The organism is Streptomyces sp. CoH27, assembly GCF_020181035.1.
Taxonomy (GTDB): Bacteria; Actinomycetota; Actinomycetes; order Streptomycetales; family Streptomycetaceae; genus Streptomyces; species Streptomyces camelliae.
The window spans coordinates 147,996-171,183 of sequence record NZ_JAIQYY010000015.1; the positions used below are offsets into that span (position 1 = coordinate 147,996).

The 23,188-nt window shown below is 72.7% G+C and carries 17 protein-coding genes and 2 pseudogenes; 3 read left to right on the forward strand and 16 right to left on the reverse strand.

Features of this window, described 5'->3' with window-relative positions; all coding sequences use genetic code 11:
- Positions 1-190 precede the first annotated feature (190 nt).
- Together LE548_RS25935 and LE548_RS25940 are read right to left on the reverse strand one after the other, a co-directional pair.
- Positions 191-3,294, reverse strand: a pseudogene (locus LE548_RS25935) (putative bifunctional diguanylate cyclase/phosphodiesterase).
- 385 nt (positions 3,295-3,679) lie between these two features.
- Positions 3,680-4,657, reverse strand: a complete 978-nt coding sequence (locus tag LE548_RS25940) for a 2-hydroxyacid dehydrogenase (RefSeq protein WP_225099356.1) — start codon at positions 4,655-4,657, stop codon at positions 3,680-3,682.
- A 159-nt stretch (positions 4,658-4,816) separates the two neighbouring features.
- Here LE548_RS25940 and LE548_RS25945 point away from each other — a divergent pair, with 159 nt between their 5' ends.
- Positions 4,817-5,815: an aldo/keto reductase gene (locus LE548_RS25945; protein ID WP_225099357.1), complete on the forward strand. Its 999-nt coding sequence runs from the start codon at positions 4,817-4,819 to the stop codon at positions 5,813-5,815.
- 151 nt (positions 5,816-5,966) lie between these two features.
- Positions 5,967-7,109 (forward strand): sorbosone dehydrogenase family protein, encoded by a 1,143-nt coding sequence (locus LE548_RS25950; protein WP_225099358.1) that lies wholly within the window; start codon positions 5,967-5,969, stop codon positions 7,107-7,109.
- Positions 7,110-7,140: 31 nt separating this feature from the next.
- Here LE548_RS25950 and LE548_RS25955 read toward each other — a convergent pair whose 3' ends face one another.
- The 13 genes from LE548_RS25955 to LE548_RS26015 all read right to left on the reverse strand — a co-directional run bounded on the left by LE548_RS25955 (position 7,141) and on the right by LE548_RS26015 (position 20,109).
- Entirely contained in the window at positions 7,141-7,338 is a 198-nt protein-coding gene (locus LE548_RS25955; RefSeq protein ID WP_225099359.1) for a DUF6191 domain-containing protein, read from the reverse strand.
- 36 nt (positions 7,339-7,374) lie between these two features.
- Positions 7,375-10,422 (reverse strand): helix-turn-helix transcriptional regulator, encoded by a 3,048-nt coding sequence (locus LE548_RS25960; protein ID WP_225099447.1) that lies wholly within the window; start codon positions 10,420-10,422, stop codon positions 7,375-7,377.
- A gap of 491 nt (positions 10,423-10,913) precedes the next feature.
- Positions 10,914-11,105 carry a hypothetical protein gene (locus LE548_RS25965; RefSeq protein WP_225099360.1) on the reverse strand — a complete coding sequence of 64 codons (192 nt, stop codon included), beginning with the start codon at positions 11,103-11,105 and terminating at the stop codon, positions 10,914-10,916.
- Positions 11,106-11,301: 196 nt separating this feature from the next.
- Positions 11,302-11,904, reverse strand: a complete 603-nt coding sequence (locus tag LE548_RS25970) for a hypothetical protein (RefSeq protein WP_225099361.1) — start codon at positions 11,902-11,904, stop codon at positions 11,302-11,304.
- A 35-nt stretch (positions 11,905-11,939) separates the two neighbouring features.
- On the reverse strand, positions 11,940-12,515 hold the full coding sequence (locus LE548_RS25975; RefSeq protein ID WP_225099448.1) for a GNAT family N-acetyltransferase: 576 nt from the start codon (positions 12,513-12,515) through the stop codon (positions 11,940-11,942).
- Positions 12,493-14,724 carry an MMPL family transporter gene (locus LE548_RS25980; RefSeq protein ID WP_225099362.1) on the reverse strand — a complete coding sequence of 744 codons (2,232 nt, stop codon included), beginning with the start codon at positions 14,722-14,724 and terminating at the stop codon, positions 12,493-12,495. Before LE548_RS25980 ends, LE548_RS25975 begins: the two co-directional genes overlap by 23 nt.
- A 204-nt stretch (positions 14,725-14,928) precedes the next feature.
- On the reverse strand, positions 14,929-15,285 hold the full coding sequence (locus LE548_RS25985) for a hypothetical protein (protein ID WP_225099363.1): 357 nt from the start codon (positions 15,283-15,285) through the stop codon (positions 14,929-14,931).
- Between the two features lie 83 nt (positions 15,286-15,368).
- A complete protein-coding gene (gene gatB, locus LE548_RS25990) occupies positions 15,369-16,883 on the reverse strand; it encodes an Asp-tRNA(Asn)/Glu-tRNA(Gln) amidotransferase subunit GatB (protein WP_225099364.1) in 1,515 nt (504 codons plus the stop codon).
- 16 nt (positions 16,884-16,899) lie between these two features.
- On the reverse strand, positions 16,900-17,142 hold the full coding sequence (locus tag LE548_RS25995) for a hypothetical protein (RefSeq protein ID WP_225099365.1): 243 nt from the start codon (positions 17,140-17,142) through the stop codon (positions 16,900-16,902).
- Positions 17,139-18,638, reverse strand: a complete 1,500-nt coding sequence (gatA, locus tag LE548_RS26000; protein ID WP_225099366.1) for an Asp-tRNA(Asn)/Glu-tRNA(Gln) amidotransferase subunit GatA — start codon at positions 18,636-18,638, stop codon at positions 17,139-17,141. The genes LE548_RS25995 and gatA overlap by 4 nt, the downstream gene beginning before the upstream one ends.
- A gap of 5 nt (positions 18,639-18,643) precedes the next feature.
- Positions 18,644-18,940, reverse strand: coding sequence for an Asp-tRNA(Asn)/Glu-tRNA(Gln) amidotransferase subunit GatC (gene gatC, locus LE548_RS26005; RefSeq protein ID WP_004925108.1), 297 nt, complete (start codon positions 18,938-18,940; stop codon positions 18,644-18,646).
- Between the two features lie 269 nt (positions 18,941-19,209).
- Positions 19,210-19,704, reverse strand: a complete 495-nt coding sequence (locus LE548_RS26010; RefSeq protein ID WP_225099367.1) for a cupin domain-containing protein — start codon at positions 19,702-19,704, stop codon at positions 19,210-19,212.
- A gap of 33 nt (positions 19,705-19,737) precedes the next feature.
- On the reverse strand, positions 19,738-20,109 hold the full coding sequence (locus tag LE548_RS26015; protein ID WP_225099368.1) for a DUF4267 domain-containing protein: 372 nt from the start codon (positions 20,107-20,109) through the stop codon (positions 19,738-19,740).
- 103 nt (positions 20,110-20,212) lie between these two features.
- Between LE548_RS26015 and LE548_RS26020 the strand changes: the two are divergent.
- Positions 20,213-20,628 (forward strand): annotated as a pseudogene (locus tag LE548_RS26020) (TetR/AcrR family transcriptional regulator); the annotation flags it as partial.
- 147 nt (positions 20,629-20,775) lie between these two features.
- Here the strand turns inward: LE548_RS26020 and LE548_RS26025 are convergent.
- Positions 20,776-23,031: a bifunctional diguanylate cyclase/phosphodiesterase gene (locus LE548_RS26025; protein WP_225099369.1), complete on the reverse strand. Its 2,256-nt coding sequence runs from the start codon at positions 23,029-23,031 to the stop codon at positions 20,776-20,778.
- Positions 23,032-23,188 lie beyond the last annotated feature (157 nt).

Here is a 23,188-nt window from a genome sequence, read left to right on the forward strand (position 1 = left end):
GCGCTGCACGATCGGTGCTCGTGCAACAAAAAACCCCTCGTGCCGAAAGGCAAGCGAGGGGAGCGCGCCGGTGTGGTCGCTGGGGATTCCGGATCGTCCTCCGGTGGGTCCCAGCTCAGCCGACGCGCTTGCCAAGTACGAGAATTCGGGTGCGCATGGCACTGACCCTCTCCCCGGCGCACACCACGTGTCAAGTGGGTGGGACGGGAGTCTCAGCATGTGAGCGATGGGCACGGTCGCCTCCGGAGACAGGGACCCTGCTGCCCTGCGGCGGACAGCGGGGACACTCCCTGTCTACACCCCCGCGCCCCTCTCCTCCATGGCTCGCTCGCCGCCGGGCCGCACCGGCCGGTGCGGCTCGCGCACACTGCCCGCGAACGCCGGTTCCGCCGGTGGATGCGGCACGGGGTAGTGGCCGGATCCGAGCGCCCGGCGCAGCCGGTACTCGTCCACGGGACCGGTGAACGCCATGCCCTGCCCGTGGGTGCAGCCCATCGCGCGCAGCGCGACCACCTGCTCCGGCAGGTCCACGCCCTCGGCCACGGACTGCAGTCCGAGGTCCCCGGCGATCCGCAGCAGACCGCTGGTGATCTTGTGCAGCCGCGCGGACTCCACGACGCCCTCGACCAGGCTGCGGTCGAGCTTGAGGATGTCCACCGGGAGCCTGCGCAGGGCCGTGATGGCCGCGTAGCCGCTGCCGAAGCCGTCCAGCGCGATCCGCACCCCGAGCCGGCTGAGCGCGGTCAGTCTGCGCTCCAGCTCGTCCAGGGAGACCCGCGGATCGGTGTCGGACAGCTCCAGCACCAGGGCGCCGGGCGGCAGCCCGTGCCGGGTCAGCAGTGCCTCCACCGGGCCGAGCGGCATGGAGCGGTCCAGCAGCCGCCGGGCGCTGATCCGGACGGCCACCGGCACGACGAGCCCGGTCGCGGCCCGCTCGGCGGCCTGCTCGACGGCCTCCTCCAGGATCCAGCGGTCCAGCTCGGCGGCCTTGTCGCCGTCCTCGGTCACCCGCAGGAACTCCGCCGGGGTGAACAGCACCCCCTGCGAGGAGCGCCAGCGTGCCTGTGCGGAGACCGCGGTGATCCGGCCGTTCTCCAGGCACACCACCGGCTGGTGCAGCAGCGCGAACTCGCCGTCGTGCAGCGCGGCACGCAGCCGCGTGGCCAGCTCCGCCTTGCGTACGACGTCCTGCTGCATCTGTGGTTTGTACAGCTCGACGCGGCCCTTTCCGGCCGCCTTCGCGCGGTACATCGCCAGGTCGGCGTTGCGCAGCAACTCGCCCGCGCCGAGGCCCGGTTCGGCGAAAGCGACGCCGATGGACGCGTTGACCCGGACGTCGTTGCCGTCGATGGCGTAGGGCTGGGAGAGGGTCATCCTGAGGCGGTCGGCGAGCTCCAGGATGTTCCGCTCCCGGGCGGCACGGTCACGGGTGCCGTCCCCGACGATCAGGGCCGCGAACTCGTCGCCGCCGAGCCGGGAGGCGGTGTCCCCCTGCCGTACGGCGTCCTGGAGTCTGCGGGCGGCCTGGACGAGCAGCTCGTCCCCGGCCTGGTGCCCGATCGTGTCGTTGACGGCCTTGAAGCCGTCCAGGTCGATGAAGAGCACCGCCGTGTTGCGCAGGGCGGTGCCCCGGTCGGTGGCGCGGCGGCCGGACAGGGCCTGCTGGACACGCCGGGTGAACAGCGCGCGGTTGGGCAGGTCGGTCAGCGGGTCGTGCTCGGCGTTGTGCTGCAGCTGTGCCTGCAGGCGGACGCGCTCGGTCACGTCCCGGCTGTTGAAGATCAGCCCGCCGTGGTGGCGGTTGACCGTCGACTCGACGTTGAGCCAGCCGCCGTCGCCGGAGCGGAAGCGGCACTCGATGCGGGTGGTGGGCTCCTGCAGCGGGCTGGCGACCAGGAAGCGCCGTACCTCGTGCACCACGCAGCCCAGGTCCTCGGGGTGGATGAGGGCGGCCAGCTCGGTGCCCACCAGCTCCTCGGCGGGCCGGCCGTAGACCCCGGCGGCGGCCGGGGAGACGTACCGGAGGGTGCCGTTGGGTGCGGCGATCATGATGACGTCGCTGGAACCCTGGACCAGGGAGCGGAAGTGGTTCTCCTGCTGCGCCAGTTCCTGGGTGAGGGTGATGTTGTCCAGCAGCATGATGCCCTGCCGGATCACGAGCGCGAGCACGACCATGCCCGCCGTGATCAGCACGACGTGGTCGGGCCGGCGGCCGTCGAGGACGTTGTACAGGATGCCCAGGGTGCACACGGCGGCGGCGAGGTAAGGGGTGAGCGCGGCGAGGGAACCGGTGAGCGGACGGTCGGCCGGATAGCGGCTGTGGTCGCCGCCCGGGGCGGGCGCGGGCATGGGGTGGTGGCCCGTACCGCGCTGACCGGGCTGTCCGGGCACGTGCTCGTGAACGACGCGCGTGTGCCTGTCCGGTACGTGCGCCTCCTGCGCCCCTCTGCGGCGGGGGGCGGCCCAGGGAGCGTAGGCGAGCAGCAGCGAACCGGCGAACCAGCCGGCGTCCAGCAGCTGTCCTGAGCGGTAGCTGTTGTGCAGCAGCGGGGAGGTGAACAGCGCGTCGCACATCACGGTCAGTCCGAGCGCGCCGATCGCGGTGTTCACCGCCGTACGGCTGCCCGGGGCGCGCCGGAAGTGCAGCGCGAGCACCATGCTGACCAGCGCGATGTCGAACAGCGGGTAGGCCAGCGACAGCGCGGTGTGCGCCACGCTCGGTCCGTCGAAGCGGGCCGCCTGGGCGAGCGCGAGGCTCCACGACAGGGTCAGCAGCGAGCCGCCGATCAGCCAGGCGTCCAGCCCCAGGCAGATCCAGCCGGCCTTGGTCACCGGCCGTTTCGCCAGCACCAGCAGGCCCACGATGGCGGGCGGCGCGAAGCACAGGAAGAACAGGTCGGCGCAGCTGGGCGTGGGCACGGGACGGTCGAGGACGACCTCGTACCACCCCCAGACCCCGTTGCCCAGGCACGCCATCATCGACGACAGGGCGAACAGCAGCCAGGCGGACCGGAAGCGGACGCGTGGACTGCGGCCGTACAGGAAGCAGGAGACGGCGGCGGCGCCCGCCGCCGCGCTCAGCCCGAAGTCGCCCATGATCAACGCCACTTCGTGCGCACCCCAGTCGAACGCGGCCCCGACGGCGTAGGCCGCGCAGACCAGGGCGAGGACGAGTTGCTCCGTCACGCGCGCGCCCTCACCGGCGGCCGGCCGACGGGGCGGCGGTGCCTGCTGCGGATGCGGTGCGCGCACCGCTTCTTCGAGCGCGGTCGTCACAGAGAGCGGCGCCGTCACCGGGGCCTCCCGGTCCGCGCCGCTCCCGCGTCCCGCATCTCCCGGTGCGCTGGATGCGCGTGCCGCCTGCGGCCGTTGTGCTTGCGCTGGTGGTGGCTGTGGTGGCCGGTGTGATGACCGCGTCTGCGCGCGGCCGTGCGCCAGGGTCGCCGTCGGCGGCTCCGCCGCGTCGGATCGTTCGCCCATAGGCCGTGCATCGCCCGTCGCCCCCCTCACAAATCTGAAATGTCCATCCCCGGCGCCGAAAAGGTGAGTGGCGCGCCCCTGTCGGGACGATACACCAGGATCGTCACTCAGGGACATAGCTTCTCTACGCTCCGTGACGACCAGCGGCGATGCGGGCACGGGCCGCGTCCGGAAGGTTGCGGAGGGTGCCGGGCGAGGGTCAGCGCCCGCCTTCGCCCGCCGTGCCGGCGTCCGTCGTCAGGATCACGTTGCGCAGCGGCTCCTGGTTCACGAAGCGGGTCAGCTGATCCACGAGCAGCCGTCTGGCGCGGGGCAGGAAGGCCGAGGACGGGCCGCCCACATGGGGGCTGATCAGCACACCTGGCGCCTGCCAGAGGGGGTGGCCGGGCGGCAGCGGCTCGGGGTCGGTGACGTCCAGGGCGGCGGTGATCCGGCCGCTCTTCAGCTCGGCGAGCAGCGCCTCGGTGTCCACGACGGGCCCGCGGGCGACGTTGACGAGCAGCGCCCCGTCCTTCATCCGCGCGAGGAACTCCGCGTCGACGAGACGGTGTGTGGCCCGAGTGAGCGGAGTGGACAGGATGACGACATCGGCTTCCGGAAGCAGAGAGAGCACATCGGTGATCGGATGCACAAGACCGCGCGCCGTAGTGCGCTCCGAGCGCGCGATGCGCGCCACTCGCGCGACCTCGAAGGGCGTGAGCCGGTCCTCGATGGCCTCGCCGATGGGGCCGTACCCGACGATGAGGACGTTCTTGTCGGCGAGCGCGGGCCGGAATCCGCCCTCCCAGCGCTCCTGTTGCTGGGCGCGGACGAAGTCGGGGATGCCTCGCAGGGCGGCGAGGGTGAGGGTGAGGGCGAGTTCGGCGGTGCTCGTCTCGTGCACCCCGCGCGCGTTGCACAGCGCGACGCCCGGCACGATGGAACCGAGCTGCGCGGTGATGTCGTCGACGCCCGCGGTGAGTGTCTGGATGAGCCGCACGTGCGTCAGGTGCCGGAGCGGCCGGATCCGCACGGACACCGGCTTCATGTACGGCACGACGTACACGGCACAGTCCGCGGGATCGCCGGGATACTCCTGCTCACCGTCCGCGCCGCCGTCCCAGAACAGGTACCGGGGCCCCTCGGGAAGCCCCTCGATCTCCTCCGGCGGGATGGGAAGCCACACGTCTGCAGTCATGCCAGGGAGGCTAGGGCCTGCCCGGCGGGTCCGGCCAAGGGGGCCGACGGCAACTCATCGGCGCGCGTCTTCGGCAGGTCCCGCCGGGGAGGCCCTAGGTCAGGGGTGCGCGGGCGCAGAGGTTAGGTTGGGGACCAGGAGAGGGAGGGTCACGAGCAGGTGGAGCGCAGGACGATCGGCGCGGGGGCACTCGCGGTGGGGGCCGTCGGACTCGGGTGCATGCCGATGAGCTGGGCCTACAGCACCTCGCGGCAGCGGGGCGAGGAATCGCTGAGATGCGTGCACCAGGCGCTGGACCTGGGCACGACGCTCCTGGACACGGCGGACATGTACGGCCCGTTCACCAACGAACTGCTGCTGGGCCGGGTGCTGAAGGAGCGCCGCGAGGAGGCTTTCGTCTCCACCAAGGTGGGTCTACTGGTGGGCGAGCAGCACATCGTGGCCAACGGCCGCCCCGGCTACGTCAGACGGGCCTGCGACGCCTCGCTGCGCCGTCTCCAGACGGACGTGATCGACCTCTACCAGCTGCACCGCGCCGACCCCGAGGTCCCCATCGAGGAGACCTGGGGCGCGATGGCCGAGCTGGTGCGGGCGGGCAAGGTACGGGCGCTCGGCCTGTGCGCGGTGGGGGCACGGGCCGGCCGGCGCTCGGGGAGCGCACTGCACGACACGACCCTGGAGCAGTTGCGGCGGGTGCAGCAGGTGTTCCCGGTGGCTGCGGTGCAGGCGGAGCTGTCGGTGTGGTCGCCGGAGGCGCTGGACGGGCTGCTGCCGTGGTGCGAGGCGCGGGGGGTGGGTCTCCTCGCGGCGATGCCGCTGGGCAACGGCTTCCTGACCGGCACGCTGCGGCCCGGCGAGGGCTTCGAACCGGACGACCCGCGCGCCCGCCACCCCCGCTTCACCGCGGAGATGATGGCGGCCAACCAGCCGATCGTCGCGGGCCTGCGCCGCATCGCCCGCCGCCACGGCGACGACGTCACCCCGGCCCAGGTGGCCCTGGCCTGGGTCCTCGCCCAGGGCCGCCATGTGATCGCCCTGCCGGGCACGAAACAGGAACGCTGGGCCACGGAGAACGCGCTCGCGCCCGGACTACGGCTCACCGACCAGGACATGGCGGAGGTGTCCCGGTTGCCGGGGGCACAGGGGTCGTGGGACTGAGGGGTGGTGACGCCGGCGGGGCGGTGAGGGGCGGGTCCGCTGGGGGCCGGGGTGCGGGATCGGGACCCGTGAGCACCGGGGCTGTGAGAGGTTGAGGGGGCCGAAAGCGTCGTCGGCCGGAGGGACATCGATCGTGCGACACCACCGTGCTGTGACCGCCCTGTCGGCCGCCGCCCTGCTGCTGACGGCCGGATGCTCCGCGGGCAGCGCGGGCTCACCGGGCGACAGGGCTTCGGCGCCTGGCGGTACGGCGCCCGGTCCCTCCGCCGCCGCGCCCGCCACCGATCCGGTCCCGCCGGCCAAGGGCTCGGTGAAGGTGCTGCGGACCGTGGCCGAGGGGCTGAAGACGCCCTGGGGCCTGGCTCCGCTGCCCGACGGGGGGCTGCTCGTCTCCTCGCGCGACGACGGGACGATCGTCCGGGTCGACGAGAAGACCGGCCGGAAGACCGAGCTGGGTGCCGTCTCCGGGGTGTCCCCCGCCGGGGAGGGTGGTCTGCTGGGCATCGCCCTGTCCCCCGGTTTCGCCTCGGACCACATGATCTACGCCTACTTCACCTCCGTCTCCGACAACCGCATCGTGCGCGTGCTGTACGACGACAAGAAACCGGCCGGTGAGCAACTGGGCGCTCCGGACACGGTGTTCAAGGGCATCCCCAAGGGCACCGTCCACAACGGCGGCCGGATCGCCTTCGGCCCGGACGGCATGCTGTACGCGGGCACCGGCGAGGGCGGCGAGCGCGGACCGGCCCAGGACAGGAAGTCCCTCGGCGGCAAGATCCTGCGCCTGACCCCGGAGGGCGAACCGGCGCCGGGCAACCCCTTCCCCGGCTCCCCGGTGTACTCGTACGGCCACCGGAACGTGCAGGGCCTGGCCTGGGACGACCGGCAGCGCCTGTTCGCCTCGGAGTTCGGGCAGGACACCTGGGACGAGCTGAACGCGATCAAGCCCGGCGGCGACTACGGCTGGCCGGCCGCCGAGGGCAGGTCCTCCGACCCCGCGTACCAGAACCCGATCGCCCAGTGGCACACCGCCGATGCCTCCCCCAGCGGCATCGCCTATGTGAACGGCGTGATCTGGATGGCGGGCCTGAAGGGACAGCGGCTGTGGCGCATCCCGCTGAAGGGCACGGAGGCGGCGGCCACCCCACAGGCCTTCCTCACCGGTACGTACGGCCGGCTGCGCACGGTGGCCTGGGCCGGCGGCGACAGGCTCTGGCTGCTGACGAGCAACACCGACGGCCGGGGCAGGCCCCGGCCGGGCGACGACCGGGTGCTGGAGGTGCGGGTGAGCTGAGGGGCACCGCTGGTCGTCGTCCGGTCGTCGGCTAGTCGTCGTCCGTGGTCTCCGCTTCGGCGGGCGGCCGCTCGGGCAGGCGTACGACGACCTTGCCCGAGGCGAGGTCTATGGGCCCCCGCCCCGGGTCGGCGTCGCCGACGTCCTCCCGGGTCAGCTCCAGGCGGTTCTGCTCGTCGTGGGTGTGTTTACGGCCGGGCGCGAACAGTTCCTCGAAGGCGTTGAACACGGCCCCTCCCCTCACCGGTTTCCTCCAGCGTACGAGTCAGCCCGCCGACGGCGCAGGGGCCGGCTCGGCCGGGAACAGGCCCATGCGGTGGGCCAGCGCCGCCGCCTCCCCTCTGCCCGAGACGCCGAGTTTGCTCAGGATGTTGGAGACGTGGACGCTCGCCGTCTTCGGGGAGATGAACAGCTCCCCCGCTATCTGGCGGTTGGTGCGGCCGGCCGAGACCAGGCGCAGGACATCCCGCTCCCGGCTGGTGAGACCGAGGGCCGCGGCCGGGTCGGCGGGGGTCAGAGCCTGGCTCGGGACGCGGGTGAGGGTGAGGCGTGCGCGCTGGGCGAGCCGGGTGACCTCGTCGGCCAGGGGCCGGGCGCCGAGGTGGGCGGCGACCGCTCCGGACAGCCGGAGCAGTTCCACCGCGCGGTCGCGCGCGCCGTCGTCGCCGTCGGCTTCGGCGAGGAGGGCCGCGGCGAGGCGGCGGCGGACCCGGGCGAGGTCGTAGGGGCGGTCCAGGCACTCGAAGGCGGTGACCACCGGTGACCAGATCTCGGCGGTGTCCCGGTCCTGGGCGCGGAGCAGCTCGGCGCGCGTCCACTGGTCGTACGCCTGCCACAGCGGGGCATCCGTGGTGAGCTTGCGGACGGTCTCGAAGAGCCGGTCGAGGAGCTCCGCGCGGCCTGGCCGGGCCGCGGGCAGTGTGCGGGTGTCGGCCTCGGCGCCGGCGGCGGCCAGCAGCAGCGGCCAGCCGTAGCGGTGGGTGCCGGGCGGGAACCCGGCGTCCAGGGCCTGGAGCAGCACGGCGCGGGCGTCGGCGACGCGGCCCTCCTCGGCGGCGATGCCCAGGGTGACGCGGGCCAGCGGCAGGAAGTGCTGGGGCATGGGGTCGTGGGTGCCGAAGTGGGCGCGGGCGGCGGTGAGATGCCGGCCGGCCTCGGCGAGGTCGCCGCGGGCGAGGGCGAGGTCCGCCAGGTGCAGGGCGCCCGCGCCCCGCGGCTGGGCACTGTGGCCGCCCCGGGCCGCGTGCGCGGCTGCGTCGGCCGCCTCGGGCCACTGGCCGAGCGCGAGGTGTGCCTCGGACAGGTTGCACCACATCCGGGCCTCGGAGTCCAGCAGCCCGTGGGCGCGGGCGAAGGCGATGCCCTCGCGCAGCAGGGGCGCGGCCTCCCGGTCGAGGCCGACGGACTGCAGCTCGGACGGCAGGTTCACATACGCGCGGCCCGCCATCTGGCGCAGGCCCTCCGCGAGGGTGTCCTGGAGCACCTGCCGCATCTGTGCGAGGCCGGTGTCCGGGTCGCCGGAGTCCACCGTGAGACAGCCGAGCGTGAGCCGAGCGTGCAGCTCGATCTCGCGGGCGCCCACCATGCGCGCGTACTCCACGGCCCGCTCGGCGGCGGCCAGGGCTTCGGGGCCGGGCCGATGCAGCATGGACCAGTTGGCGGCGCGGGCCAGCACCTCGGCGTGCACCTCCGAGGGTGGCAGACCGCGCACCAGGTCCTGGGCGGTGGCCAGTTCGTGCCAGCCGTCGCCGCGGCCCAGGGCCTGGACGAGGCGGGAGCGCTGGATCCAGAACCAGGCGGCGCGCTGGGGGTCCGGCTCGTCCTCCAGCAACCGCAGCGCCCGCTTGGTGATCTTCAGCGCCCGTTCCCGCTCGCCGCCGAAGCGGCCCGCGACGGCGGCCTCGGCCATCAGGTCGAGCAGGCGCAGCGGAGTGGTGGCCGGGTCGCAGCCGCATGGGGGGTAGACCTCGGTGTAGTCGACCGGGCGCAGGGCGGAGCGGACCTCCTCGGGCACGCTGTCCCACAGCTCCATCGCCCGCTCCAGCAGCCCCAGTTGCTCGGTGTAGGCGTGCCGGCGGCGGGCCACGACCGAGGCGTCCAGGACGGCGGGCAGGGCCTTGGCCGCGTCGTGCGCGTGGTACCAGTAACTGGCCAGGCGCATCACGCGCGCGTCGGCCGGGACGAGCGTGGGGTCGGCCTCCACGGCTTCGGCGTAGCGGCGGTTGAGCCGGGAGCGCTCGCCGGGCAGCAGGTCGTCGGAGACGGCCTCGCGGACCAGGGAGTGCCGGAAGCGGTAGCCGTCGCCGGCCGGGGTGACGGTCAGGATGTTGGCGCCGACGGCGGCCCGCAGCGCCTCGATGAGGTCGTCCTCGCCGAGCCCTGTCACGGCGGCGATCAGCCGGTACTCCACGGTGGAGCCGCCCTCGGCGACGATCCGGGCGACCCGCTGGGCGCTCTCGGGCAGTGCCTCGACCCGGACAAGGAGCAGATCGCGCAGGGAGTCGGTGAGGCCGGCGCAGCGTCCGTCGCAGCCGGCGACGGCCAGTTCCTCGACGAAGAAGGCGTTGCCGTCGGAGCGTTCGAAGATCTCGTCCACGCGGGCGGGGTCGGGTTCGGCGGCGAGGATGCCGGCGATCTGGCGGGCGACCTCCTCGCGGGTGAAACGGGCGAGTTCGATCCGGCGGACCGTGCGCAACCGGTCCAGCTCGGCGAGCAGGGGGCGCAGCGGATGGCGGCGGTGGATGTCGTCGGAGCGGTAGCTGGCGAGGACGAGGAGCCGGCCGGCGCGCAGGGTGCGGAAGAGGTAGGCGAGGAGGTGGCGGGTGGAGGCGTCGGCCCAGTGGAGGTCCTCCAGGACGAACACGACCGGCTGCTCGGCGGCGACCCGCTCCAGCAGCCGGGCGGTCAGCTCGAACAGGCGGGCCATGCCCTGCTCGTCGTGCCGCCCGGCACCGGCCTCGCCCAGGTCGGGCAGGAGCCGGGCGAGCTCTTCGACCTGTCCGCTCGCGGCGGCGGCGAACCGCTCGGGCAGGGCGTCGCGCAGGGCGCGCAGCGCGGTGGAGAAGGGTGCGAACGGCAGCCCGTCCGCGCCGATCTCGACGCAGCCGCCGACGGCCACCACCGCGTGCCGGGCGGCCGCCGCGGCGAACTCCTCGACGAGGCGGGTCTTGCCGACGCCGGCCTCCCCGCCGAGCAGCAGCGCCTGCGGCTCGCCGGCGCGGGCGCGGGCGAGCGCGTCGTTCAGCGTGTCCAACTCGTCGGTGCGGCCGACGAACACGGGACTGACGGACCTGGTCTCCACGGGCCCGAGCATCGCACGAGGCCGGGGCGACGGGTCACCGGTTTTCCACAGGCCCGGTGCGATGGTCGTACTGGCGGCCGGGAGGGCCGTGGTGGCCGCGGCGGTCCGGGCGGTGGTGGCGGTCCGGGCAGCCCGGGCGGTCGCGGCAGCCCGGGCAGTCGTGGCGGCCCCGGCGGTCATGGCGGCCCGGGCAGTCACGGCGAGCCCAGAAGTCGTGGCGGTCCCAACGACCGTGGCCGCCCCGGCAGTCGTGGCGGTCCCAACGACCGTGGCCGCCCCGGGAGTCGTGGCGAGCGCGGCGGCCGTGGCCGTCCCGGCCGTCTTGGCGAGCGCGGCGGTCTTGGCCGCCCCGGCCGTCTTGGCGAGCGCGGCGGTCGTGGCGGAGGGCGGAAGAGGGCCGACCCCCGTACGGCCCCCTTCCGCCCGGTCCTGGTCCGCCGCCCCGCCCCGGACCGCCGCAGCTTCCCTTTCCGCCGGCCCTCCCCTTTCCGCCGGCCCGGTGCTCATGCGGTGCGCGGGAGCCGCTGCCGGCGGGGCCGGTCGGTATGGGAGTCGGCGCCCGCGCCGGCGGAGCCGGCAGGCTCCGCGCGGCGGGCGGCGCGGCGGCCCCGGGTGACCGTGCGGGCCAGCCGCTCCTGCTCGGCCTCGCGGAGCAGCTGGGCGGTGTGCATCTTCTGGTACTCGATCTCGATCACGGCGTTTCCCTCGAAGAGAGTCGGTGTGGTGCGTCGCGTTCTGCGATGCCTCCACCTTCGTCCAGGAGGGGGGTGCGCCACATCGGGAGAGTTCCGCATCTTCGTGCCGCCCGCGGGCCGCACGCGCGCGTAAGGGGCCTTAGGGCATCCATAAGGTGCGCATGGATTCCCTAAGGCCCCTGGGACCTGCGGTTTTTCAGCCGGCCGAAGGCAGGCCGAGCAGGGCGTCGGAGTACTTCAGGACCGCCAGGAGGAGGCCGATGACACCGAGCGAGACACCCGCCCAGGCGACCGACCTGATCCAGTGCGCCTGCGGGCGGCCGGGGGTGCCGAACGCGGGCCGGGCGAGCACGACCACGCCGGTGAGCAGCGCGGCCAGCGCGAACAGGCCGGCCCACAGGGCGGTGCTGTGCCAGGCGTTGCCGTAGACCGCCTTGATCTGCGTGGCGACGCTCGCCGTGGAGGAGGTGCGCAGCTGGCCGACGAGCTGTTCGCGGGCGCCCGCGACCGTGCCGATCCAGCCACCGCTGAGCGAGACCAGGCCCAGCGCCACGGAGACGACGGCACCGGCACCCTGCCCGACCCCGGACGGCACCTTGGCCTCCGGCTCGGCGCCGTCCTCGTCGACGCCGTCCTCATCGACGGCCTTCTCCTCGCCGGACTCCTCCTGCTCGGCGTCCTCCTGCTGGGCGTCCTCCTCAAGCGCCTCCGCCCGCGCGGCCTCGCCCTCGGTGACGGCCTCCACCGCCGTCTCGTCGTCCTTGCGCGCCTCGGCGCCTGCCTCTGTCTTCGTTCCCATGCCCGGCACCGTACGGACGCTGTCTGAGAAGTCTCTTAATGATCGTTCTGCCCGCTACGCGCGCGTGCCGCCCGCCACTCCGGGGCGAGCACCGACCAGACCTCGGTGTCGTGGCGGACGCCGTGGTGCAGGTGGTTCTGGCGGAGCACCCCGTCGCGGGACATGCCGAGCCGCCGGGCGACGGCGATGCTCGGCTGGTTGCCGGAGGCCGCATGCCACTCCACGCGGTGGATGCCCCGCTCCTCGACGGCCCAGTCGATGAGGATCCGCATCGCACGGGTGATCAGTCCGCGCCCGGTCGCGGCGGGTTCCAGCCAGCAGCCGACCTCGCAGTTGCCACGCTCGGCGTCGAAGTTCAGCGTCAGCACGCCACCCACGAGCTTCCCGTCCAGCCAGATGCCGTGGTAGGAGGCGCTGTCGGCGGCGCGCAGATCGGCGTACCGCTGGAGCGTGGCCTTTGCGGAGTCCACGTCCGTGGCCTGCGAGCCGAACGGGATGAACTGCCCGATGAACTCCCTGCCGCGGTCCAGGTGGGCGAGGAACTCCTCGGCGTGCCAGACCTCCAGGGGCCGCAGTTCGGCGCCGTCGTCACCCAGGGATATCGCGTACATCATGTTCCTGTTCCTCCCCCAGTTCGGCCATCGAGACGGTCCCGAGCCTCTCATGGGCGGTGCGGCATTCGGGCGGCTCGATGCTGAGGCGGGGCAGGCGGCGCTCCAGCCAGGCGGGCAGCCACCAGTTGGCGGGGCCCAGCAGATGCATCAGCGCGGGCACGAGCAGCGTGCGCAGCACGAAGGCGTCGAGGGCGACGGCGGAGGCGAGGGCGATACCGAACATGGCGATGACCCGGTCACCGCTGAGCACGAAGGCGAGGAACACCGAGATCATGATGACTGCGGCGGAGTTGATGACCCGGCTGGTCTCGGCGAGGCCCACGCGGACGGCGCGCCGGTTGTCGCCGGTCTCCAGCCACTCCTCGTACATCCGGCTGACCAGGAAGACCTGGTAGTCCATGGAGAGGCCGAAGAGCACCGAGACCATGATCACCGGCAGGAACGGCTCGATGGGGCCGGCCCGGCCGAGGCCGAGCAGTTCGCTGCCCCAGCCCCACTGGAAGACGGCGACGACGATGCCGAACGCGGCGGCGACCGCGGCGACGTTCATCGCGGCGGCCTTCGCCGGGATGCCGAGCGAGCGGAAGGCGACCAGCAGCAGGAGACAGCCCAGCCCGACGACCGCGCCGACGAACAGCGGGAGTTTGGCGACGATCACACCCGCGAAGTCGTCGTAGCCTGCGGTCACCCCGCCGACCTGGACGTGGAGGGAGGTGCCGGTCTCCGCGCGGGGCAGCACGTGGGTGCGCAGCCGGTCCACGAGGTCGCTGGTGGCCTGCGACTGGGGCGCCGAGTCGGGTACGACCGTGAGGTAGGCGATGCCGCCGCCGGTGTCGTAGGCGGCCGGGGTGACGGAGGCGACGCCCCGGGTGGCGCGCAGGGTGGTGTCGAGGTTGTCCAGGGCGAGCTTGTCGGCGGCTCCGTCCACCCGGATCACCAGGGTGAGCGGCCCGTTCACGCCCGGCCCGAAGCCCTCGGCGAGCAGGTCGTAGGCCTTGCGGGTGGTGGAGGTGCGCGGGTCGTTGCCCTGGTCGGAGGTGCCGAGGTGCAGGGAGAGGGTGGGCAGGGCGAGGACGGCGATGACGGCGACGGCGAGCGCGCCGAGCAGCTTGGGGTGGCGTTCGACCAGGGCCGACCAGCGGGCGGCGAGGCCCGTGGGCAGCTCCGGCCGCGGCCCGTGCTCGGCGAGCCGGCGCCGCTCGCGGCGGCTGAGGGCGCGCGGTCCGATGTACGACAGCAGGGCGGGCAGCAGGGTGACCGAGGCGGCGACGGTGAGCACGACCGTCAGCGAGGCCGCGACGGCGACCCCGTTGAGGAAGCTCAGCCGCAGTATCAGCATTCCCAGCAGGGCGATGCACACCGTCGCACCCGCGAACACGACGGCACGTCCGGTGGTGGCGACGGCGCTCACGGCGGCCTCGGTGACGCTCAGGCCGCGTTTCAGTCCGCGCCGGTGTCTGGTCACTATGAACAGCGCGTAGTCGATGCCGACGCCGAGCCCGATCAGCATGCCCAGCATGGGTGCGAAGTCGGCGACGGTCATGGCGTGTCCGAGCAGCCCGATGCCGGCGTACGCGGTGCCGACGCCGACCAGCGCGGTGGCGATCGGCAGCAGGGAGGCGGCGAGCGAGCCGAACGCGAGGAACAGCACGACGGCTGCGACGAGCACGCCGACCAGCTCGGCGGTGTGTTCGCGCGGGGACGCGGTGAGCCCGATCGCGCTGCCGCCCAGCTCCACCTGGAGCCCGTCGCCCTGGGCGGCCTTGGCGGTGCGCACCACGGCCTGGGCCTCGGACTTGCCGATCGCGTCCGACTGCTGGGTGAAGGTGACGGTGGCGTACGCCGTACGACCGTCGGCGCTGATCCGCTGCGCGCCCTGGGTGCCGTACGGGCCGGACACCGAGGCCACGCCGGGCAGTGCGGCGATCCGGTCCAGGGTGCGGGTCATGGTCTGCTCGACGTCGGCGGCCCGGACGCTGCCGCCGGTGGTGTGCCAGACGACGGTGTCACTGTCCCCGCCCTGACCGGGGAAGCCCTGCTGGAGCAGCTGGGCCGCCCGGCCGGACTCGGTGCCCGGAACCTCGTAGTCGTTCGAGTACGACGTACCGGCGACGGCGGCGGCCGCGCTCACCCCGCCGAAGGCGAGAAGCCACAGCAGCACGGTGATCAGCCGGTGCCGGACACACCAACGGGCGAGGTCTGCCACGGACGTGCTCCCAGGATGACGATTTGTGGATCTTTGGCCGGGAACGATCGTCCATAAACTGAACTGCCCGCAAAGAACGAATGTGCAATCGCAGGACACTCTTGCAGGCGAAAATGATCGTTTGCCGTGTTCGTGGGCTTCTTCACACGAGTGGGAGGGACGTCACAGGACACTTCGGCGAACTCTGTCGTGCCTCCGGACACTTCAGCCGGGCTGGTCCCCCAGCGCCATGATCATCGTCCCGGCGATCAGCAGCCACAGGGCCATACGGGTACGGCCCCGGGCGCCGAGCAGCGCAGCGAGGGCGCAGACGGCGGCGCCGAGGGCGTAGGCGGCGGGGACGCGGGCGGGGGCGGCGGCGGTGAGCTTGAGCAGGGCGGCGGCGAGACCGGCGAGGGTCAGCAGCACACCGGTGCCGGCGGCGAGCCAGCGGGCCCGGCGGGCACCCTCGACGTGGTCCGCCGCTTCTTCGTCGCTGTCTCCCGCGATGTCGCTGTCTTCCGCGACGCCCTCGAAGTCGGCTATCGCGGGTCGGGGGTCGGAATCGGTGCGTGCCCTCATGGCGGGCGAGCGTAGTGCCTTGAGGTCCGGAGCATGAGAACGGCCCCGGAGGACGTGCCTCCGGGGCCGTTCAGAGTACGGGCTCAGCCCTCGCTGACGCCCAGCTTCTCCAGGATCAGCTCCTTGACGCGGGCCGCGTCGGCCTGGCCCCGGGTGGCCTTCATGACCGCGCCGACCAGGGCGCCGGCCGCGGCCACCTTGCCGCCGCGGATCTTGTCCGCGACGCCCGGGTTGCCGGCGATGGCCTCGTCGACGGCCGTGCCGAGGGCCGAGTCGTCGGAGACGACCTTCAGGCCGCGCTTGTCGACGACCTCGTCCGGGGTGCCCTCGCCCGCGAGGACGCCCTCGATGACCTGCCGGGCCAGCTTGTCGTTCAGGTCGCCCTTCGCGACGAGCTCGGTGACCCGGGCGACCTGCTGCGGCGTGATGGCCAGCTCGTCCAGCGCCTTGCCGGACTCGTTGGCGCTGCGCGCCAGTTCGCCCATCCACCACTTGCGGGCGGAGGCCGCGTCGGCACCGGCGTCGATCGTGGCGACGATCGGGTCCAGCGCACCGGCGTTGAGGATCGCCTGCATGTCGGTGGCCGAGATGCCCCACTCGGCGAGCAGCCGGGTACGGCGGACCAGCGGCAGCTCCGGCAGGGCCGCGCGGATCTCCTCGACCCACTCCCGGGAGGGGGCCACCGGCACCAGGTCCGGCTCGGGGAAGTACCGGTAGTCCTCGGCCTCCTCCTTCACCCGGCCCGAGGTCGTGGACCCGGTGTCCTCGTGGAAGTGGCGGGTCTCCTGGACGACCGTGCCGCCGTCGTTCAGTACGGCGGCGTGCCGCATGATCTCGAAGCGGGCCGCGCGCTCCACGGAGCGCAGCGAGTTGACGTTCTTCGTCTCGGAGCGCGTGCCGAACGTCGAGCTGCCCTTCGGCATCAGCGACAGGTTCACGTCGCAGCGCATCTGGCCCATCTCCATGCGGGCCTCGGACACGCCGAGGGCACGGATGACCTCGCGCAGCTCACGGACGTACGCCTTGGCCACCTCGGGGGCGCGCTCGCCGGCGCCGACGATGGGCTTGGTGACGATCTCGATGAGCGGGATGCCCGCGCGGTTGTAGTCCAGGAGCGAGTGCTGCGCGCCGTGGATACGGCCGGTCGCGCCACCCACGTGGGTGGACTTGCCGGTGTCCTCCTCCATGTGGGCGCGCTCGATCTCCACGCGGAAGGTCTCGCCGTCCTCCAGCTGCACGTCGAGGTAGCCGTTGAAGGCGATCGGCTCGTCGTACTGGGAGGTCTGGAAGTTCTTCGGCATGTCCGGATAGAAGTAGTTCTTCCGGGCGAAGCGGCACCACTCGGCGATCTCGCAGTTCAGCGCGAGACCGATCTTGATCGCGGACTCGACGCCGGTCGCGTTGACGACCGGGAGCGCGCCCGGCAGGCCGAGGCAGGTCGGGCAGGTCTGCGAGTTGGGCTCGGCACCCAGCTCGGTCGAACAGCCGCAGAACATCTTGGTCTTGGTGCCGAGTTCGACATGGACCTCAAGGCCCATGACGGGGTCGTAGGACGCCAGCGCGTCCTCGTATGACACCAGGTCGGTCGTGGTGGTCACGGTGAAAACTTCCCTCTCAGCCCAGCAGGACGTCGTCGTCGCCCAGCCGCTTCAGCTCGCGGTAGAGGATGGCGAGGCCGGTGACGATCGCGACGGCGGACACGGTGGCGTCGATCAGCCGCAGCGTGTCCTGCTCGGCGCGGGCCTTCTTGATCTGCTTGGCGACACCGATCGCGCCGAACGCGGTGGTGGCCATCGACAGGTACGTACCGGACTTGGACTTCTTGAAGCCCTTGGCCTTGGACAGTGCCTTGCTCACAGCGACGGAGCCTCCTCCAGCAGCGGGTGTCCCCACTTTTCCACGAAGGCGGCCTCGACGGCGGCGCCCACCTTGTACAGGCGGTCGTCCTGCAGCGCCGGGGCGATGATCTGCAGGCCCACCGGGAGGTTGTCCTCCGGGGCGAGGCCGCAGGGCAGGGACATGGCCGCGTTGCCCGCCAGGTTGGTCGGGATGGTGCACAGGTCCGCGAGGTACATCGCCATCGGGTCGTCGGCGCGCTCGCCGATCGGGAAGGCGGTGGTCGGGGTCGTCGGCGAGACGATGACATCGACCTGCTCGAAGGCCTTCTCGAAGTCCCGCGTGATGAGCGTGCGGACCTTCTGGGCGGAGCCGTAGTACGCGTCGTAGTACCCGCTCGACAGGGCGTACGTGCCGAGCATGATGCGGCGCTTGACCTCGGGGCCGAAGCCCGCCTCACGGGTGAGGGAGGTGACCTCTTCCGCCGAGCGGCCGCCGTCGTCGCCGGTCCTCAGGCCGTAGCGCAGGCCGTCGAAGCGGGCGAGGTTGGACGAGCACTCGGAGGGGGCGATCAGGTAGTACGCCGACAGCGCGAGGTCGAAGGACGGGCAGTCCAGCTCGACGATCTCGGCACCCAGCTCCTTCAGCAGCGCGACGGACTCGTCGAAGCGCTGGATGACACCGGCCTGGTAGCCCTCGCCGCGGAACTGCTTGACCACGCCGACACGCATGCCCTGCACGGAGCCGTTCTTCGCGGCCTCGACCACCGGCGGGACCGGGGCGTCGATGGAGGTGGAGTCGAGCGGGTCGTGCCCGGCGATCACCTCGTGCAGCAGGGCGGCGTCCAGGACCGTACGGGCACAGGGCCCGCCCTGGTCCAGGGAGGACGAGAAGGCGACCATGCCGAAGCGGGACACCGCGCCGTACGTCGGCTTCACGCCGACCGTGCCGGTGACGGCGGCCGGCTGGCGGATGGACCCGCCGGTGTCGGTGCCGATGGCGAGGGGCGCCTGGAAGGAGGCGAGCGCGGCGGAGGAACCGCCGCCCGAGCCGCCGGGGATCTTGGTGAGGTCCCAGGGGTTGCCCGTCGGGCCGTAGGCGCTGTTCTCGGTGGAGGACCCCATGGCGAACTCGTCCATGTTGGTCTTGCCGAGGATGACGACGTCGGCGGCCTTCAGCTTCTTGGTGAGGGTGGCGTCGTACGGCGGGATCCAGCCCTCCAGGATCTTCGAGCCGACGGTCGTGGGCACGCCCTCGGTGGTGAAGATGTCCTTGAGTGCGAGCGGGACGCCGGCCAGCGGGCCGAGCTTCTCCCCGCGCGCCCGCTTCTCGTCCACGGCGCGGGCCTGGGCGAGCGCGCCCTCGCGGTCGACGTGCAGGAAGGCGTGCACCTTCTCGTCGACGGCCTCGATCCGGGCGAGGTGGGCCTCGGTGACCTGGACGGCCGTGAGCTCGCCGGAGGCGATCTTCTCGGCGATCTGCGCGGCCGTGAGCTTGATGATGTTGCTGTCCGTCATGGTGGTCACTCCTCCCCCAGGATCTGCGGCACCTTGAAACGCTGCTGCTCCTGGGCCGGGGCGCCGGAGAGCGCCTGCTCGGGGGTGAGCGAGGGACGGACCTCGTCCGGCCGCATGACGTTCGTCAGCGGGAGCGGGTGCGAGGTCGGCGGTACGTCTTGGTCGGCGACCTCGCTGACGCGGGCGACCGCGCCGATGATGTCGTCGAGCTGTCCCGCGAAGTGGTCGAGTTCTTCGGGCTTCAGCTCCAGACGCGCCAGCCGGGCGAGGTGGGCGACCTCCTCGCGCGTGATGCCAGGCATGCAGCGATCCTCTGGGGTGAGTGTGTGTGGTTGGGGGCCGGGGCCGGCCTCACATTTCCGCCGGCCGCCCGAAGGGCGGGCCACGCGGCGTCCGGTGCGTGCGATCGCAAGGCGCCGGAGCGCCCTCGTGGCGGAGCCACGTGGGCGTTTCGGCAACGCGGCGAGCGTGCGTGCCAGGCGTCGCGCGGCAGGCAGAAATGTGACGCCAGTCCCCAATCCTATGGGGCAGGGCCCCGTGCCCGTGAAACGGTTTGCCGGGGCCCCGCCCGTCAGCCCCGGCGGCCCTCCCAGACCTCGCTCTTGAGGAAGTGGTTGTCGTACCGCTCCTGCACTTCGAGGATGCTCTCCGCAGTGGCCTCGCCGACGCGGATGCGCTGGAGGTGACGGAAGTACTCGAAGCGCTCGATGCCCGGGGTGAAGACGATGAGGATGTCCGCCGTGGCGTCCGGGACGGCGGCGAAGGCGTGCGGCTTCTCCGGCGGGACGATGACGAGATCGCCGCGCTCGGCGGTGACGATGTCGTCTCCGGACAGGATCTCGGCGGACCCGTCGAGCAGGTAGAACATCTCCGCCCCGGTGTGATGGAGGTGCGGCCGCGCTCCGTCGGCGCCCTCGGCCAGGGTGACGCGCACGGTGGACAGCGCCCCGCCGGTCGCACTGCGGTCGGCCAGGAGCTGGACGCCGACGGGCGTGTCCCCGACCACCTCGGCCTCGGCGCCGCGCACGATCACGGAATCGTGGAACTTCGGCACGAACAGTGACATGACGTCCCCTTCTGCTGATGTCGCGTGAGGTCGTCAGACCGCGAAGAGCAGTCCGGCGCTGATCAGGACAACGATCGCGGTGGCGAAGTGGATCCCGAACGCCACGGCCTTCGTCCCGCCGTTGCGCAGCACGTTCAACGTGTCGCCGAACGGTACGAGTGCCACGGCGAGCATGAACCACGCCTCGGCCCGCGCTCCGGCGAAGGCGAGCAGGACCAGGCCCAGCAGCCCGAAGGTGCCGTCCCGGAGACCCTTGATCGACAGATAGGCACCGGCGTCGCCGCGCGGGTCGGCCGGGACGCCGTAGCCGGCCGCGGCCGGACCGGGCTGGAACAGGAAGCGGTAGCCGAGGAACACGCAGAACAGGTCGAGCAGGACGGCGAGCGTGTAAGCGGTGACGGTCATGTCTCCCCCTGAATCGTTCTGATCCGTTTTCTAGCAACGCTACGACTGAGAGCGAAGGTAGCGGATCACCGACAGAATGTCTAGCGTTGCTAGAACTCCGGGCGTGACGATCCAGAGGCGCCGGGAGCACGAACGAGCGGAACGTGAGCGGCTGATCGTGACGGCCGCGCGGGAACTCGCGGAGGCCGAGGGCTCGGACGCGGTGACCACCGCCGGCCGGCCGCCGAGACCGAGTACAGCCGGCCCGTTCTCCACAGCCACTTCAAGGACAAGGACGCGATCATGGCGGCGGTCGCGGTCCAGGGCTGCGCCGACCTGGCGGCAGAGCTACGGCAGGCGCGCGCCGCCACACGGGGCACACGCGAGGCGCTCGCGGCCATCGCCCGCACGTACACGTCCTTCGCCCGCCGCCGGCCCGCCCTCTACGACGCGATGTTCACCCACCTGGTGGACCTGCCGTTCGCGACGGAGGAGGCATCGACGCCGCTCAAGGAGGCGTTCGCGAGCTGCTGTGCGGCTCCGCCGCGATGGGGATCCCCGGGTTCGAGCGGAGCCGAGATTGTGGAGGAGCGACCAGCCACAACGAACCGGCAGCCGCCGACGGCGAACGGCCCCCTGGGGCGAGGGCCCGCCGCCCGGCCGAGTCGAACGGGCGGGTGGGAGAGGCTATTCGGCGGCCGGCAGCGCCGCACGCGGCCGCTGCCAGCCCCGGGATCCCCGCGCCCGCAGCCACGCCGTGGTCTCCTCGGGCGGCATCGCCGCGGCCACCAGCCACCCCTGCACGGCATCACACCCCAGATCCCGCAACCGCTCCCAGGTCTCGTCGTCCTCCACACCCTCGGCGACGACGAGCAGCCCCAGCGAGTGCGCGAGATCCACGGTGCACCGCACGATCTCCGCGTCCTCCGCGTCGACGGCCAGCCGGGCCACGAAGGAGCGGTCGATCTTCAGCTCGCTCACCGGCAGCCGCCGCAGATGGACCAGGGAGGAGTACCCGGTGCCGAAGTCGTCCAGCGACATCTTCACCCCGTGCCCGGTGAGCCCGGCGAGGGTGTCGGCGGCGCGCTGCGGGTCCTCCAGCAGCACATGCTCGGTTATCTCCAGCTGCAAGGCGCCCGCGGGGACCCCGTGCCGGGCCAGCCGCGCAGCGACCGATCCGGCGAAACCGGGCGTGTGGACGTCGCGGGGCGAGACGTTCACCGCCACCGGCACCCGCAGCCCCTGCGCCCGCCACCGGGCGACCTGTCCGAGCGCGGTCTCCAGCACGTACTCCGTCAGATGGGGCATCAGCCCGGAGGACTCGGCGATCGCTATGAACTCGTCCGGCGGCACCTTCCCGCGCTCGGGGTGCACCCAGCGCACCAGCGCCTCCAGGCCGGCGACCTGACCGTCGAAGCGGACCTTGGGCTGGTAGTGCAGCTGCACCTCGTGCGCGTCCAGCGCCCGGCGCAGGTCGCCGAGGAGGCCGAGGCGGTCCGGGGTGTTGGAGTCCCGCTTGGACTCGTAGACCTCGACGCCCGTACGGTCCCGCTTCGCCTGGTACATCGCCACGTCCGCCCGGCGCAGCAGGCCTTCGGCGTCCAGGGCATGGTCGGGGAAGACGGCGACGCCCGCGCTGGCCTCCAGGACGAGGGTGAGGCCGTCGAGGTCCAGCGGAGAGCTGAGGGCGGTGACGAGGCCGCGGGCGACGCGAGTGGCCGACGTGGTGGAGTCGGCGACGGGCAGTAAGACCGCGAACTCGTCCCCGCCGAGCCGCGCGGCCTCCGCGCCGCGCGGCAGGGCGATCCGCAGCCGGTCGGCTATCTGAAGCAGCAGCCGGTCACCGGCGAGATGACCGAGCGTGTCGTTCACCGAACGGAAGCGGTCGAGGTCGATCAGCATGAGGGCGGAGCGGGCGCCGATGCGTTCGGCGTCGTCGAGGGCGGTCCAGATCCGCTCCAGCAGCCACTGCCGGTTGGGCAGCCCGGTCAGCGGGTCGCGCAGCTGTTCCTCGGCACGCGCGCGTGCCATCCACAGCGTGGAGTCGAGGGCGATGAGCGGGATGGCGAACAGCGGCAGCAGGACCGGCTCGGCATCGGCGACGACGCACAGCAGGGGCGCGATGCCAAGCAGGGCGACGGCCATCAGGCCTTGTCTGACCAGGGAGGCGCGGTGGACCGCGGGCACCTTGCCGCCGTGCGGGGCGTGCAGGTACCACAGCAGGCCGCGGCTGACGGCGAGATAGGCGACGGCGGCGAGGACGACCTCCGGCACGGTGGCGATGCTCCAGCTGCCGGGCCTCCAGGGCGTCTCGACGCTCGGGACGCGGCCGAACGCGCCGAGCAGCAGGGCGCCGGTGCCGATGCCGAGGAGGTCCACCGCGCCGTGCAGGACGCCCTGGCGCCAGCGGTGGCGGCGGGCGACGCCGACCAGGACGACGACGGTGAGGCTGACCATGCCGGCGGGCACCCAGCCGTAGAGCAGCAGGACGGCGAGGGTGAGGGCGGCGCCGGAGCCGGTGCCGCCCCACCAGCGGGCACGGCCCAGCATGACGAGGTGACCGACGATGACGCCGGTGAGCAGGGCCAGCGACCAGCCGACGGTGCCGCCCGGGAAGAGGGCGTGGTGGCCGGTGAAGGCGCGGTAGAAGCCGGCGCCCAGGACGAGTGCGGCGGCGGCCGTGACGGCCGCGGGCAGTGCGGGCCAGGACGGCTGCCGTTCGGTGTCCGGGCCGGTGCCGGCGCCGGTCAGGGCGCGGGCGGGTTCGAGGGCGGTCAGGGGTATCGGCGGATGGGCCTCGGCGACGGCGCCCGGCCCGGCCAGGCGCGCCCGGCCCGGCGGACGTCCGCCGTCCCGTCCCGTCCACCGGGTCCCGCGCCAGGCGGCCGCGCGACGGCGCAGGCGCAGCCGCGAGTCCGGGGCGATGCTCTCGGTCGGTTCCATTCCCGTCCCTCTCACACCCGGCGGTGCCCACGCCACGCGGCCCGACGTCCGATACCCATCAGCGGCTCCGCGTTGAAGAAACGTTCCCCGCGCCTTGGGAGCGCGCGGGGATGCCCCGACCGCAGCTGGGCACGGCAGGTGCACACCTCAACAGTAG